Annotated in this window: 9 protein-coding genes and 3 tRNA genes; 7 read left to right on the top strand and 5 right to left on the bottom strand. The window is 66.5% G+C overall.

Annotation, left to right across the window (positions count from 1 at the left end; translation table 11 throughout):
- Positions 1 to 139: 139 nt before the first annotated feature.
- The gene (locus tag I2487_RS06995) at positions 140 to 1309 is read left to right on the top strand and encodes a universal stress protein (protein WP_207171327.1); all 1170 of its coding nucleotides are present in this window, start codon (positions 140 to 142) and stop codon (positions 1307 to 1309) included.
- A gap of 147 nt (positions 1310 to 1456) precedes the next feature.
- Here I2487_RS06995 and I2487_RS15715 read toward each other — a convergent pair whose 3' ends face one another.
- Positions 1457 to 3445 (bottom strand): NlpC/P60 family protein, encoded by a 1989-nt coding sequence (locus I2487_RS15715; RefSeq protein WP_207171328.1) that lies wholly within the window; start codon positions 3443 to 3445, stop codon positions 1457 to 1459.
- 444 nt (positions 3446 to 3889) lie between these two features.
- Complete coding sequence (locus tag I2487_RS06985; protein WP_255546013.1) at positions 3890 to 4255, bottom strand: metallopeptidase family protein; 366 nt, start codon at positions 4253 to 4255, stop codon at positions 3890 to 3892.
- A gap of 106 nt (positions 4256 to 4361) precedes the next feature.
- On the opposite strand from I2487_RS06985, the gene I2487_RS06980 reads away from it, so the two are divergent.
- From I2487_RS06980 to I2487_RS06970, 3 genes are all read left to right on the top strand, one after another.
- Positions 4362 to 4434, top strand: a tRNA-Glu gene (locus I2487_RS06980).
- A 124-nt stretch (positions 4435 to 4558) separates the two neighbouring features.
- Positions 4559 to 4632, top strand: a tRNA-Asp gene (locus tag I2487_RS06975).
- 61 nt (positions 4633 to 4693) lie between these two features.
- Positions 4694 to 4766 (top strand) — tRNA-Phe (locus I2487_RS06970).
- A gap of 1470 nt (positions 4767 to 6236) precedes the next feature.
- On the opposite strand, the gene I2487_RS06965 is transcribed toward I2487_RS06970, so the two are convergent.
- From I2487_RS06965 to I2487_RS06955, 3 genes are all read right to left on the bottom strand, one after another.
- On the bottom strand, positions 6237 to 6566 hold the full coding sequence (locus I2487_RS06965) for a putative quinol monooxygenase (RefSeq protein WP_207171329.1): 330 nt from the start codon (positions 6564 to 6566) through the stop codon (positions 6237 to 6239).
- 84 nt (positions 6567 to 6650) lie between these two features.
- Positions 6651 to 7436 carry an acetoin reductase gene (locus I2487_RS06960; protein ID WP_207171330.1) on the bottom strand — a complete coding sequence of 262 codons (786 nt, stop codon included), beginning with the start codon at positions 7434 to 7436 and terminating at the stop codon, positions 6651 to 6653.
- A gap of 85 nt (positions 7437 to 7521) precedes the next feature.
- Positions 7522 to 8274, bottom strand: a complete 753-nt coding sequence (locus tag I2487_RS06955) for an IclR family transcriptional regulator (RefSeq protein WP_207171331.1) — start codon at positions 8272 to 8274, stop codon at positions 7522 to 7524.
- A gap of 193 nt (positions 8275 to 8467) precedes the next feature.
- Between I2487_RS06955 and I2487_RS06950 the strand changes: the two genes are divergently transcribed.
- From I2487_RS06950 to I2487_RS06940, 3 genes are read left to right on the top strand one after another with little or no spacing between them, the layout of a single operon-like run.
- The gene (locus I2487_RS06950; RefSeq protein WP_207171332.1) at positions 8468 to 9049 is read left to right on the top strand and encodes a hypothetical protein; all 582 of its coding nucleotides are present in this window, start codon (positions 8468 to 8470) and stop codon (positions 9047 to 9049) included.
- Positions 9049 to 10659 (top strand): GMC family oxidoreductase, encoded by a 1611-nt coding sequence (locus tag I2487_RS06945; RefSeq protein WP_207171333.1) that lies wholly within the window; start codon positions 9049 to 9051, stop codon positions 10657 to 10659. The genes I2487_RS06950 and I2487_RS06945 overlap by 1 nt, the downstream gene beginning before the upstream one ends.
- 2 nt (positions 10660 to 10661) lie before the next feature.
- Complete coding sequence (locus I2487_RS06940; RefSeq protein WP_345941352.1) at positions 10662 to 13550, top strand: FAD-binding and (Fe-S)-binding domain-containing protein; 2889 nt, start codon at positions 10662 to 10664, stop codon at positions 13548 to 13550.
- Positions 13551 to 13665: the final 115 nt, after the last annotated feature.

Genomic DNA, 13665 nt, shown 5'->3' with positions numbered 1-13665 from the left:
TTCGCCGGGGATGCTGCACCGGCTGCTGCCGCACACAGGATGAGCGGTGCCCGCACTGTGTGGTCCCGCGCAGATGTGCCGGTGGACATGGAGCGATATCATGAGCCCACGCTGACCGTTACGGCCTTCAGGAGCTCCCATGAACCCCACACCGCACCGTGAAGCCCCCGACAGCGCCTCACCGCGCAGCGGCCGCGCTGCACCCCCGCCGGCACCAGAAGCGTCGAGGAGCCCCGCCGGTTCGTCACGCGGGAGGACCCGCGGCGTCGTCGTCGGTGTTGACGGCTCGGAGCAGTCGCTGCGCGCGGCGCACTGGGCCGCGGCTGAGGCGCACCGCCGACAGCTTCCGCTGACCGTGGTCACGGCCTATTCGATCCCGGCATTCGCCGCCTCCTCGATGGACGGCGGCTACGCGCTGATGGATGACTCGGCGCTGCGCCAGGGCTCGGAGAAGGTCATCGAGCAGGCCGCCGAGTTCCTGCGTGACTATCCCGGCGAGGTCCGCTACGAGGTCGAGTCCGGGGACCCCGCCGGGGTTCTGCTGGACTACTCCCACGACGCCGTGGTCCTGGTGGTCGGCAGTCGTGGCAGGGGAGGGTTCCTGGGGCGCCTGCTCGGCTCGGTCTCCTCGGCGCTTCCGGCGCACGCGAAGTGCCCCACCGTGCTGGTCCCGCTGAAGTTCTCCTCGAAGGAGTCCAACGCGGTGACCACTGCCACCGGAGCGATCCCGATTGTGGGCGCATCGCCGCAGCAGGGGAGCGCCGCGTCCCAGCCGGGCGGCGCCGCGCCGGCCTCGATGATCGCCGAGGGCGCCCAACCGATTCGGGCCAAAGATACTCGTCCGGTGGCCGCCGGGGTCGACGGCTCGGACTTTGGCCGGGTCGCGGCGCTGGTGGCCGCGCGCGAGGCCAGCGAGCGGGGGACCAGCCTGAGGATCGTGTGCGCGCTGCCGCCGGTGGGTGCGACGCTGGTCTGGATCCCGACCAGCATCGACAACGACGCGGCGCTCCAAGAGCTGCGCGAGAAGCTCGATGCAGGTCGAGACTGGCTGCACAGCCACTACCCGGATCTTCAGATCGACGCCCAGGTGATCGACGGCACCGCCGTGGACGTGCTGGTCCAGGAGACCCGCGGCGCGCAGCTCACCGTCATCGGGACGCGGGGCCGGGGAGGATTCGCGGGGATGCTGTTGGGATCCACCTCCCAGGGCGTCTTGCACCATGCGGAGGGCCCGTTGATGGTGGTGCCCCAGAATGAGGACACCCGGCTGGAGAACCGTCCCGAGTTCGGACCGGTGCTCGGCGACTGACACGATTCGCGCGAGGCAGACATGAAGAAAGAGGGCTCCCGGTGTCCGACGCCGGGAGCCCTCTTCATCTTCATCTTCAATCGATCTCTCCGCCCTACCGCGAGCGGGAGAACCAGTGAGAGGTTATTCGGTGGTGCGTGTGCTGGTTCAGATCACTCGACGCACCGCTGACGGGGTCTGGTAGACCGACCGTACGGTGATGCCGCGGCTCGGGTTGGAGGCATCGACCATCTGGCCGTTGCCCAGGTAGATGCCCACGTGGCCCGGTGCGGTGGCGCTGCCGAAGAAGACCAGATCTCCGCGGCGCATGTCGCCCGCAGATACTGCCTGCCCCTCGTTGACCTGGCTGAACGTGGTGCGGCTCAGGCTGACACCGGCCTGGCCGAAGGCCTGCTGGATCAGCGAGGAGCAGTCGAAGGCATTGGGGCCGTTGGCGCCCAACACGTAGCTGACATCGCCGCGGTTGGCCTGGGCCACCGCCCAGTTGATCGCGATCTCAGCGCCGTTGGAGTTGCTGCTGGCCGGGACCACGGTCGAGGACTGCTGCCGGGCCGACGCCTGGCTCTGTGACTGGTTCTGCGACTGGCTCTGTGACTGCGTCTGCGCCGGAGCAGGCGCGGGGGCCTGTGTGCGCTCTGGGGCGGGTGCCGGAGCAGGTGCGGGGGCCGGCGCCCGAGTGGGCTCCGGTTCTGGCGTCGGCTCAGGCTCAGGTTCTGGTTCGACCTGGGCTGCGAGGTAGTCCACGTGCCAGCGCATCTTGTTCCAGGAGGCGTTGCCGTCGGCGTTGGTCAGTGCTCCGTTGCTCAGCACCGCCCGGTAGTAGTCCTGAGCGCCTCCGCTGAAGGAGGACTCCAGCTCAGCGCCCTGGCTCATGAGCGTCTGCATGCTGGTGCTCAGATCGCTGAAGGACGCGATCGTGGGCTCCGGAGCAGGCGCCGGCTGTGGCTCCTCGGAAGGTGCGGCTTCCCCGTCCGCACCTTCCGAGGAAGTCTCTTCCGCGGCTGCTGCCTCTTCGGCGGCTGCCTGCTCAGCTGCTGCTTCTTCGGCGGCTGCCTGCTCGGCTGCTGCCTCTTCAGCGGCGGCCGCTTCGGCAGCTGCCGTCTCAGCGGCGGCGGCCTCGGCTGCTTCTTCTTCAGCTGCTGCTGCCTCTTCGGCGGCGGCCTCAGCGGCGGCCTCTGCCTCAGCCTCAGCGGCGGCCTCAGCGGCGGCCTCTGCCTCAGCCTCAGCGGCCTCCTCAGCGGCGGCCTCTGCCTGTGCTTCTGCCTCTTCCTCGGCTGCTGCCTCGGCGGCCTCGTCAGTGATGCGAGCCTGCTCGGCATCTGCACGAAGCGCGGTGATCCGGTAGCTCAGCTGCTCATGATCGACCTCGCCGTTCTCATCGACGAAGTCACTGTTGCCGAGGATCTGGTCGAAGAAGCTCTGCAGATCGCCTTCCCAGCCCTCAAGCTCCATCAGGTTCTCGAGGAGCCCCTGGAGCGTCTCGCCGACCTGTTCGACGTCGGTGCGGGTGGTCTCGGTGGCGCGATCGGCATTCTCGCTTGCTTCGGCAGCGCTGGTGGAGTTCTGGCGAGCCTGTTCGGCCAGGCTCTCGGCCTCAGCGGCCTCCTGCTCAGCGTCGACGGCGTCCTGTTCGGCCTGCTCCTGGAGCCGGGTGTCCGTCGCGGCATCGGCGAGGCTGTCCTCTTCGGTAAGCAGGACCTCCGCGACAGAGGTCTCGGGCTCCTGGTACTCCTCCACGGCAGCCGCCTGAGTCTCCTCGGCGGCGGCGCGGGCCTCGTCGGCTGCGGCTGCGGCCTCATCGGCCTCGACCTGAGCCTGAACTGCGGTCTGGTGTTCCGCCTGCATGGCGGATTCCAGTTCCAGTGCACGCTGGCTGGCCTGGGAGATGCGATCCGAGATCTCATCGATCATCTGTTCGGTGGCCTGGGATGAATCCCGGGCCGTAGAGATCTCTTTGGCGGAAGGAACCGCCGGAAGCTCAGTCACAGTGACCGAGTCTGCGGAATTCTTGTCATTCTGTTCGACGGCGTTGGCGGCACGATCGGCCACCAGGTCGGGGAGCGTTGTCCCGACCAGCGCTGTCGTCACGACGGCGGCAGTAACTGCGGCCACCGCAAGATTGCGACGATATTTCACGGTAGATCCTCACTTAGTCCTCACTGGGGGAAGCGCCGCAGCCCGTCTCATGGGGCAAGGTTCGAATCGCGGTGCCTCAGCTCTTGGACTCACGTGGCCAGGCGGACCTGAGGAAAGGCGGTTTTAATGCCGTCAATCAAAAAGAAGATCGCCCTGCAGTGATAGCCGTGTGATCCAGAGGCCGAAGCGTAACGATGGGAAACGCGATTCGAGCCTTTTGGCGCTACGCCGGTAACGATAGTTGTGGATTTGTCATCTTGGCAACAGGTCGTGTCGTTCCTGTGATCAAGCTGTGAGGGCTACTTCCCTGTCATTCCGGGGCTAAAAAGGGATAAAGGCTTAGGCTCAACCTTCAAGTAGGTTGAAGGTTGAGCCTCCCGGGGATTGCAATGGGACTGTGCTAATGGATTATCGCCTCGGGTAAATTTCGCGAATCCGAGGTCTTCATCCCCAGCCAAGGCGATGCAGGGTTTCGTCATCGATGCCGAAGAAGTGCGCCACTTCGTGGACGACGGTGATGGTCACCTGGTTGATTACGTCCTCGCGGGATTCGCACATCGCCAGGATCGACTCCTTATATAGGGTGATGTGATCCGGCATGGACCAACCCTCTCCGCCGCGCTCGGTGAGCGGAATCCCCTCGTAGAGCCCGAGCAGCACGGTGGAAGGGTCCTCCCAGGGCTGGGGCTCATACCGGTCCTCGACAAAGACCGCCACATTCTCGAGCTGGCCGGACAGGTCCGCGGGAATGCTGTCCAGGGCCTCTATGGTGGCGGCGTCGAACTCCTCGTCGCTCATGGGAAAGGGCATGGACCTATCCTAAGGAGACTCGCGCCTGGCGCGGGGAGCGCCGTGGGCGGATTTGCTCTGTGAGGGTGCTGGACCTAAACTTCTAGAGGTTCCCACCAGGGATCGGGCCCCCATCGTCTAGCGGCCTAGGACACCGCCCTTTCACGGCGGCGGCACGGGTTCGAATCCCGTTGGGGGTACTCCGGTGAAACGGAGTCTGCAGCGATAAGCTGCAGAGGGTTGTTCGAAGCTTGCGGAAGCGGGATTTGGACAGCAGGGGTGAGACTGGTAAAGTTTCTCTCCGTGCCAAGCGGCACAAAGTAAGGCCCTGTAGCGCAGTTGGTTAGCGCGCCGCCCTGTCACGGCGGAGGTCGCGGGTTCAAGTCCCGTCAGGGTCGCTTCACTCTCTGTACAGAGAATCTGGTCGGAGAGCGAGTCGTCGCTCAGTTTGGCGATCATGGCTCTGTAGCTCAGTTGGTAGAGCGTTCGACTGAAAATCGAAAGGTCACCGGATCGACGCCGGTCGGAGCCACCTTTACCCGCTAGCGGGAGAGAAAACCCCTGGATCTCCAGGGGTTTTCTTGTGTCTGAGGTCAGGACCGAAAGTACTTTCAGTCAGCCGTTCCGCATAAATTCCGTGAATTCAGATCAGTCCAACGAGCTGCTTCTCCATAACTCTGGCTGCTTCCGTCGTCCCCTTCGCGGTGTTCATGTAGACGTCCTGGGTCCTGGACGGGTTCTCGTGGGCTCCGGATGCGTGCATTCCGTTTGTAGCTCTTCTGTCTCGGCTGTTCATGGGGGTTCGCATAACCGCCGGGGTCAGCAGAAGCGCCGCCGGCAGAGCGTTGCGACGCCTCGGCGGGCAACGCCTCAGCGGTCGCCGCGTGATCAGCACCGCGGGCAATCGAGTGCCGGGACGCTGCGCGCGCGGCGACTCGCCCCGGTCACCTCACGGAGTCTCTGGTCCCACCGGTCTCATGGGGAGAGTCCCCGGATTGGACCGTGTCAGACCCAGGGCGAAGGGCGACCAGATCACGGTCGCCAGGTTGGTCCCTGGTGGTCCGAGTCTGGCGCCGAGCAGCATCACATCCACCACTACGGTGACCACTACGGTGAGACTCAGCAGTGCGGTCGTGCCGGCGTCGTTGCATATTCGGGAGCCCTTATGGATTACCGGTCCGCTCCCGTCGTCGGCCTCGTAGACCCGTCTTCGCGGAAGCCAGATCCCCCGGGAAAGAAGGCTTGCCGGGTAGGCGAGAATCGCGCCTGATTGGTGTTCGGTGAAGGCCTGAGGCCTGAGCCGCGCCGGAGCAGAAGACGTCGCCCAGCCGTGCGGGAGATCGTCCGGAACTCATGGCTTCGAGCCTGCTCGGCTGTCGACATGGTCATCGTTGACCGTGCAGCACCGCACCGAGGCCTCCACGGCGGGCGACCGAGCCGCCTGCAGAGATGAATGGTGCCGGACCGCCGAACTCGATGCTTTTGTTGACTCAGGGCTTCTAAGTCGAAGGATTACCATTTGCTTGTCTCAGAGATGCTCCGCTGCGCAATGAAAGAATGGACGCGTGACGACTGGTGTATCTGCCACTAGCGCGAGCGTGGTCGTTGATGGCTGCTGGATCACTGGCATTCGCTGATCAAGGGGTGAAGATGAGTATCTGGAAATTTCGAACAGCCTATTTCTTGGTCATATGCTTGGGCGCCGGTCTTCTGGGAATCATGTTGCCGGTAAGTGACTGGAGCCACGCTGTCTTCGGTCTCTACGGAATTTTTGTCTTGGCGCTAGCCCGCCCCGCAGGCCGGAAGTTCGGCTTTCACGACGTCTTCGGGGCACAGGGAAATCGAGAGTGAAGACATTCGGGTCTCTATTCTGTAGGGACCCGGGGGTCTCTGCTGTTCGATCTGCTGGCAATGTGTCGAGGAACTGGATCCGGGCCTCCTTGCGCCCGCCCCGCCGCGGGTGCTTCACCGGCGACGAGGCGTGGTGGGCCTGGCTCACTGCTCAGCTGACCTGCATCTCGCCCATCTCGTCCCACCCCTCACCCTCGACCTGCCGGGAGATGATCTTCGGCGTGGAGGCCAGGGCCTGGTGCATCGGTGAACCCGGGGCGGTTGCCGCCTGAAAGTGCGCGGATTGCACGTGCGGCTCGGCGCCCTGGTTCTCGAATGCTTCGACCAGCACGTACTCGTTGGGGTTCTCGAGGCTGCGGGACCATTCGAACCACTTGTTACCTGGCTCGGCGCGGGTGGCTTGGGTGAACTCCCGGGTGATCCCGGGCCACTGCTCCGCGTACTCCGGCCGCACGTCAAACTTCACGACGATGAGAATCATGCGTCTCGTCCCTTCTGGTAGATCGTGTCTCTTGGATCTTGCCGCCCGGGGTCTGAGTGAGCCCGGGCGGTCGAGCATCAGGTGTCAGGAGAACTGCATCCCGCCGTCCACCAGCATCGTCTGTCCCGTGACGTAGTCGGAATCCTTCGACGCGAGGAAGGACACCAGGCTGGCTACGTCGTCAGGGACCGAGACCCGCCCCAGCAGGATGTCTCCGGCATACTTCTTGATCGCCTCGCCCTTCTGCAGTCCCTCCTCCTCCGCCAGCTTCTCGTCGATCAGGTCCCACATCGCGGTGCCCACGATCCCGGGGCCGTAGGCATTCACGGTGATGCCGTACTTGGCCCATTCCATGGCGGCGGCCTGGGTCATCCCGCGGACCGCCCATTTGCTCGCGGAGTAAGGGGAGAGCAGCGCGAAGGGGCGGAATGCCACGATCGAGGCGGCTCCGATGATCTTCCCGCCCGAGCTCTGCTCCTTCATCTGCCGCGCCGCCGCGCGGTAGGAGAGGAACACCCCGGTGACGTTGACATCCATGACCTTCTGGAAGTCCTCCACGGAGTAGTCGAGCAGCGACTGGACCTGCGCGATGCCGGCATTGGCGACGAACACGTCCAGCGAGCCCCCGGCCGCCACCGCCGAGCGGACCAGCGCGTCGGTGGAGGCCTCGTCGGTCACATCGACCTCGGCGGCGCTGGCCTGACCGCCCGCCTGACGGATGGTCTCGGCGGTCTCCTCGGCCCCCTCCTGCATCCCGGGCAGATCAGCGACGACGACATGGAGTCCGTCCCGTCCGAGTCTCTCCGCGATGCCGCGACCGATGCCGCGTCCTGCTCCGGTGACGACGGCGACCCTCTGATGTGTGCTCATGAGCGGTTCTCCTTCTGCTTGATGGTGAGCACAGTCTGTGACGCAAGACACACTCGGAGCCAGGTGGCTTCTCGCCCAGTGAGAATCAGCCGGAGCGCATGTACCTGCTGCACCGGCCGGCATACTCCCGCAGCGCGGACTCGATCTGCGGCTCCTTCCCCGCGGCGCTGCGGCTGGGCATGCTGATCGCGATGGCGCCGACGTTGAGGCCGCTGCTGTTGCGCACCGGCACGGCCGCACAGGTGGTCCGGGGCAGGAACTCCTCGTGCTCCCACGCGATTCCCCGGGTGGAGACGGCTTCCAGGTGCTCGTCGAGCAGGTCCTCGCGGGCGATCGTGTGCGAGGTGAGCACCGGCATCCCGCGCGCCCGGATGTAGGAGCTTCGCTGCTCCTGGGTCATCCCGGACAACAAGATCTTCCCGAAGGCGGTGGCGTGGGCCGCTTCGTGGAAGCCGAATCGGAGCGGGCGCAGCCGCGGGTGCTTCTCGCAGTCCGAGAGGTAGGTGAGCAGAATGTCCGAGCCTCGGTAGACGGCGAAGTAGGACGCCGTCTGCAGGGTTCGGTGCAGATCGTCGGTGGCCCGTCTGATCGCCGCGGGGGCGACCAGGCGCTGACGGAAGGAGAGTCCGAGGTCAAAGCACTTGGGGCCCAGCTCGAAGCGGCTCTCCTCCTTCAGGTGCACCAGGTACTGCGTGGCCACCAGTTCATTGAGCAGTCGGTACACGCTGGGCAGCGGGATCTCGAGCCGCTCGGCGACCTCGCGGGCTGTGGCACTTCCGGAGGCGGCGACGGCCTCCAGCACGGCGAAGGTGCGGTGGATGACGGCAATGGCGGGCATGTGTGCTCTTTCCGGGCAGCAGAGGGGCCTCTGAGAGACGTTCTCGTACGGTGATAATCACCCTGTCGCTCAGTGTTGCAGATCACATAGCGTGGATGGACGATCACATCATGACCATGCCCGTCCCGCAGCGTCCGGAGCAAGAGATCCTCGCCGGACCGGGGACAGCTGGAGCAGCCTAAGGAGCGTCCCGATGGTTTTCCCCGCGAAGTATCCCTCGCTCAATGCGACAGAGATGACTGAGGAGGCCCGACAGACCCTGATCCGGGTGCTTCGAGTCGCATTCCCCCATGAGCGCGTGCCCGACGGCCCCTACGAGCGCACCGCGGACACGATACTGACCGAGGCTCAGAACGAGACCTGGTTCCGGGTGGCGCTCACCCAAGGGCTGCTCTCACTGAACCAGTTGGCTGACGGTGACTTCCGCAGTCTCGACGACGCCGCGGCGCTGCGGGTACTCCGCCGGGTCGAGGGGACCGAGTTCTTCGGCTTCGTCCGCCGCACCGCCGTGCTGAACCTCTACGACGACGCCGAGGTGTGGACGGAGCTGGGCTACGAGGGCGCCTCCTATGACAAGGGCGGCTATCTCAGCCGCGGGTTCAACGACCTCGACTGGCTGCCGGACCCCCGGGTCGAGTTCCCCGAGGGGGAGACGATGCCGGAGATGGCCCCGGGTGCGGCGAGGAACCCGCGGCCTGCGGTCACCGGACCGCAGAGTGACAGCACCAATCAGCCCGGCTCCACCAGCTCAGACATGGAAGAGGTGAAGAAGTGATGCCCACCGCTCCTGAGAACCACACGCCAGGCAGAAGCGTCACCGCACACGAGATCGATCAGGACGAGGAGGCCGTCGTCATCATCGGCTCCGGCGCCGGAGGAGGCACCCTCGCCTACGAGCTCACGGCGCAGGGCATCCCGGTGGTGGTCTTGGAGGCAGGGCCGTATCTGACCCACGACGACTATGTGAACAACGAGTGGGAGTCCTTCAACCAGATGGCCTGGCTGGATCCGCGCACCACCTCAGGATCCTGGCGCGTGGCGCGCGACTTCCCCAACCTCCCGGCCTGGATCGTCAAGGCCGTCGGCGGAACCACCACGCACTGGTCCGGGGCGACGCCCCGCTTCAAGGAGCACGAGTTCCGGACCCGCAGCGTGTACGGCAGAGTCGACGGCGCCAACCTGCTGGACTGGCCGATCGGCCTGGAGGACCTCGCCCCCTACTACGACCGTGCCGAGAAGGCGATGGGGTCTACCCATGTGCACGGACGCCCGCCGCTGCCGGGGAACAACAACTACAAGGTGTTCGCCAACGGCGCCGAGCGCGTGGGCTATAAGTACTACGCCACCGGCCCCTACGCCACCAACGCGGAGGAGTACGACGGCCGTCCGGCGTCGATCCAGGACGGGTTCAACTTCCAGGGCGACAAGAACCGGTCCAAGTGGTCCACCCTGGTGCGCGAGATCCCTCGGGCGGAGAAGACCGGCCTGCTGGACCTGCGCCCGGAGTCTCAGGCCGTGCAGATCACCCACGACGCCCAGGGACGGGCTGATGCGGTGCTCTACCTGGACAAGGAGGGCAACCTGCACCGCCAAGCGGCGAAGGCGGTGTGCCTGGCGGCGAACTCGATCGAGACCCCCCGGCTGCTGCTGCTCTCCGCTACGCCGACTTTCCCGGAGGGCCTTGCCAACTCCTCCGGACAGGTGGGTCGCAACTACATGCGACACCTCACGGGCACGGTCTGGGGCCATTTCGAGCAGCCGGTGCGGATGTACCGAGGTGAGACCATGGCCGGAATGATCGGTGACGAGTCGCTCTATGATCCGGATCGTGGCTTCGCCGGCGGCTACTACCTGGAGACGATCTCGCTCGGGCCGGCCTTCATGGCCGCGTTCGTCGAGCCCGGCTCCTGGGGGCCTGACTTCGCGAGGCTGCTTGATGCCTACACGAACTCGGCGGGGATGTGGATCGTCGGAGAGGACATGCCGCAGGAGACCAACCGGGTCACGCTGAACACCACGCTCAAAGATGAGAGCGGCCTCCCGGTGCCCAACGTGCATTACGACGACCACCCCAACGACATCGCGATGCGCGAGCACGGCTATGCCTCCGGCGAGAAGATCTATAACGCGGTGGGTGCGACGTCCACGCACCGGACCCCGCCGTACCCCTCTACACACAACCTCGGTACGGCGCGGATGAGCGCGCGCCCGGAGGACGGAGTGGTCGACGGCTGGGGGCGCTCCCATGATGTGCCGAACCTGTTCATCTCCGACGGCTCGGTGTTCACCAGCGGCGCCGCGGCGAATCCCACGCTGACCATCGTGGCGCTGGCCATCAGGCAGGCGGAGCACATCGCAGCAGAGCTCAAGGCGCAGCGGCTCTGACCGTGGCGGCCGCGATCAGCCCGACGGCGCAGCCCGGCGCCTCCACGCTGGCAGAGACCCCGGCCGGTCTCGTCGAGGTGCTGCGCGGCGTCGTCGGCGAGGTCGGGGTCCGGGCCACCGACCGTCTCGGCTCCGCCCACGACGCCTCCCACTACCTGCTGACGCCGCAGGCCGTGCTCCGGCCGAACTCCGTGCAGGAGGTCGTCGGTCTCTTCCGGGAGGCTCAACGAGCTGGCGCCCCGGTGACCTTCCGCTCGGGAGGCACCAGCCTCTCCGGGCAGGCCGTCACCGAGCACCTGCTGGTCGATGTACGTCGGCACTTCGGTTCCATCGAGGTGCTCGACGGCGGAGACCGGGTACGGTGCGGGCCGGGCGCGGTGCTGCGGCAGGTCAACGCACGGTTGCGGCGTCACGGTCGCAAGCTGGGCCCAGACCCGGCGAGCGAGATCGCCTGCACCATCGGCGGCGTGGTGGCCAACAACTCCTCCGGGATGGCCTGCGGCATCGAGGCGAACACCTACCGGACGCTGGACTCCTCGGTGTTCGTGCTGCCCAGCGGCACTGTGGTGGACACCTCCCGCCCGGAGGCGGACTCGGAGCTGGCCGCGGCCGAACCCGAGCTCCACCGGGGACTCCAGGACTTGCGCGAGGAGCTGCGAGCGGATGAGGAGTCGGTGCAGCGGATCACCAGGCTCTACTCGATCAAGAACACGATGGGCTACGGACTCAACTCGTTCCTGGACCACACAGAGCCGGTGCGCATCCTGGAGCATCTGGTCATCGGCAGCGAGGGGACGCTGGCCTTCCTGGCCCAGGCCACGCTGCGCACCCTGCCGATCCTGCCGCATGTTGCCACCGGGTTGCTGATCTACCCGGACCTGCGCTCGGCCACCGCGAGCCTCCCCGAGCTGGTGGCCGCGAAGCTGGCCACGGTGGAGCTGATGGACGCCACCAGCCTGCGGGTCTCCCAGCGGGATCCGAAGTCGCCCGAGGAGATCCGCGCCCTCGCCGTCGAGGATCACTGCGCGTTGCTGGTGGAATTCCAGGAGGCCGATGAACAGGCGCTGCAGGGGCGGCTGCACAGCGCGGCGCCGTTGTGGGAACGGCTCCCGCTCGCAGCGCCGGCGCAGCTGACCACGGACGCCGCGCGCCGCGCCGCATTCTGGCACACCCGCAAGGGCCTGTTCACCGCCGTGGCCGGCAACCGGCCGCAGGGGACGACGGCGCTGCTCGAGGACATCGCGGTTCCCGTGGAGCGGTTGGGCGAGACCTGCGAGGCGCTGAACCGGCTCTTCGACACTCACGGCTACGCCGATACGGTCATCTTCGGCCACGCCAAGGACGGCAACATCCATTTCATGGTCACCGAGTCCTTCGGAGACGGCTCCATCACGGGGGTGGACCGCTACGCTGCGTTCACCGAGGACATGGTGGAGTGCGTGCTGGCGCGCGGGGGCACCTTGAAGGCGGAGCACGGCACCGGCCGGATCATGGCGCCGTTCGTGCGTCGTCAGGTGGGGGACCAGCTCTACTCGGTGATGCACCGGATCAAGACGCTGGTAGACCCGCACGGGATGCTGAACCCGGGTGTGCTGCTGAGCGAGGATCCGCAGGCGCACCTGAAGCACCTCAAGATATCCCCCGAGGTCGAGGAGGAGGTCGATCGATGCGTGGAGTGCGGATACTGCGAGCCGGTGTGTCCCAGTCGACGGCTGACCACGACCCCGAGGGAGCGGATCGTTCTCAGGAGGGAGATCGCGCGCGCCGAGCAGGCCGGGGACTCCGCGCTGGCGCATACGTTGCGTGAGGAGTACGAATACGACGCGGTCCAGACCTGTGCCGCGGACGGCATGTGCGAGACCGCCTGCCCGGTGTTCATCAACACCGGGGACCTGGTGCGCCGGCTGCGGGCGGAGAGCAGCTCCGCCGCGCAGCAGAAGCTGTGGAAGACGGCGGCCACTCACTGGGGCTTCTCGACCCAGGCTGGCGCGCTCGCCCTGACGGCCGCCAGCCTGAGCCCCGCCGTGCTGCCCCGGGCAGGCTCGAACGTCGCACGGAGCCTGCTCGGCCACGAGAACGTCCCAGGCTGGACCGCGGACCTGCCGCGTGGGGGTCGACGTCGGCCGCTCAGCCGTGACCCGCAGGCCGAGGTCGTCTGGTTCGCCAGCTGTACCCAGACCATGTTCGGCGCGGCACAGGAGCCGGCGGAGCGGGAGCTCGGCGGCGTGGGGCAGGCGTTTTTGCGGCTCTGCGCGGCGGCCGGGGTGCGTGTACGCACGCCGGAGACGCTGCCCTCGCTGTGCTGCGGCACGCCGTGGAAGTCCAAGGGGATGACCCAGGGTTATGGGCAGATGCGGCGCACCGTCGTCGAGACGCTCTGGGAGGCGACCGAGGGCGGCAGGCTGCCCGTGGTCAGCGATGCCAGCTCCTGCACCGAGGGCCTCGAGGTGCTGATGGCCGAATCTGGGCGGATGGAGCGCCCGATCGAGGTGCTGGACGCCATCAGTTTCACCTCGGAGAGGATCCTGCCGGCCCTGCGCGAGCAGGGAGCGCAGTTCTCGCCTCCGCTGAGCTCAGTGGCGCTGCACCCGACCTGCTCCTCCACTCGGCTGGGCCTCAATCCCGCGCTGGAGGAGCTGGCTTCCGCCGTGGCGAGGGAGGTTCATGTGCCCCAGTCGTGGGACTGTTGCGGCTTCGCCGGAGACCGCGGGATGTTGCACCCGGAGCTGACCGACTCCGCTACGGCGCTCCAGGCGGCCGAGGTGCGGGAACTGCGGGCGTCGGCGCATGCCTCCACGAATCGGACCTGCGAGATCGGGATGACTCGGGCCACGGGCCAGCCCTACCGGCATATCCTCGAGCTGCTGGCTTCTGCGCTCTCCACCCGATGAGCGGCGAGGGGCACCGAGACCCCGCCCGAGGGGTGAGGGGTGAGACGAGCTGGGCCGTGCTCGGTTCGTGGGAGAGGGATCGTGGCGCGGAGTAATTGCGAGGACTGATTCCCTG

Origin of the sequence: Nesterenkonia sp. E16_10 (assembly GCF_017347085.1) — a bacterium.
Taxonomy (GTDB): domain Bacteria; phylum Actinomycetota; class Actinomycetes; order Actinomycetales; family Micrococcaceae; genus Nesterenkonia.
This window is presented reverse-complemented; position numbering and strand designations above follow the sequence as displayed.

Excerpts from the sequence above, each read along its gene's own strand:
- I2487_RS06995 (WP_207171327.1), top strand. The coding sequence starts at position 140 with ATGAACCCCACACCGCACCGTGAAGCCCCCGACAGCGCCTCACCGCGC.
- I2487_RS06985 (WP_255546013.1), bottom strand. The coding sequence starts at position 4,255 with ATGCCCTTTCCCATGAGCGACGAGGAGTTCGACGCCGCCACCATAGAG.
- I2487_RS06965 (WP_207171329.1), bottom strand. The coding sequence starts at position 6,566 with ATGATTCTCATCGTCGTGAAGTTTGACGTGCGGCCGGAGTACGCGGAG.
- I2487_RS06960 (WP_207171330.1), bottom strand. The coding sequence starts at position 7,436 with ATGAGCACACATCAGAGGGTCGCCGTCGTCACCGGAGCAGGACGCGGC.
- I2487_RS06955 (WP_207171331.1), bottom strand. The coding sequence starts at position 8,274 with ATGCCCGCCATTGCCGTCATCCACCGCACCTTCGCCGTGCTGGAGGCC.
- I2487_RS06950 (WP_207171332.1), top strand. The coding sequence starts at position 8,468 with ATGGTTTTCCCCGCGAAGTATCCCTCGCTCAATGCGACAGAGATGACT.
- I2487_RS06945 (WP_207171333.1), top strand. The coding sequence starts at position 9,049 with ATGCCCACCGCTCCTGAGAACCACACGCCAGGCAGAAGCGTCACCGCA.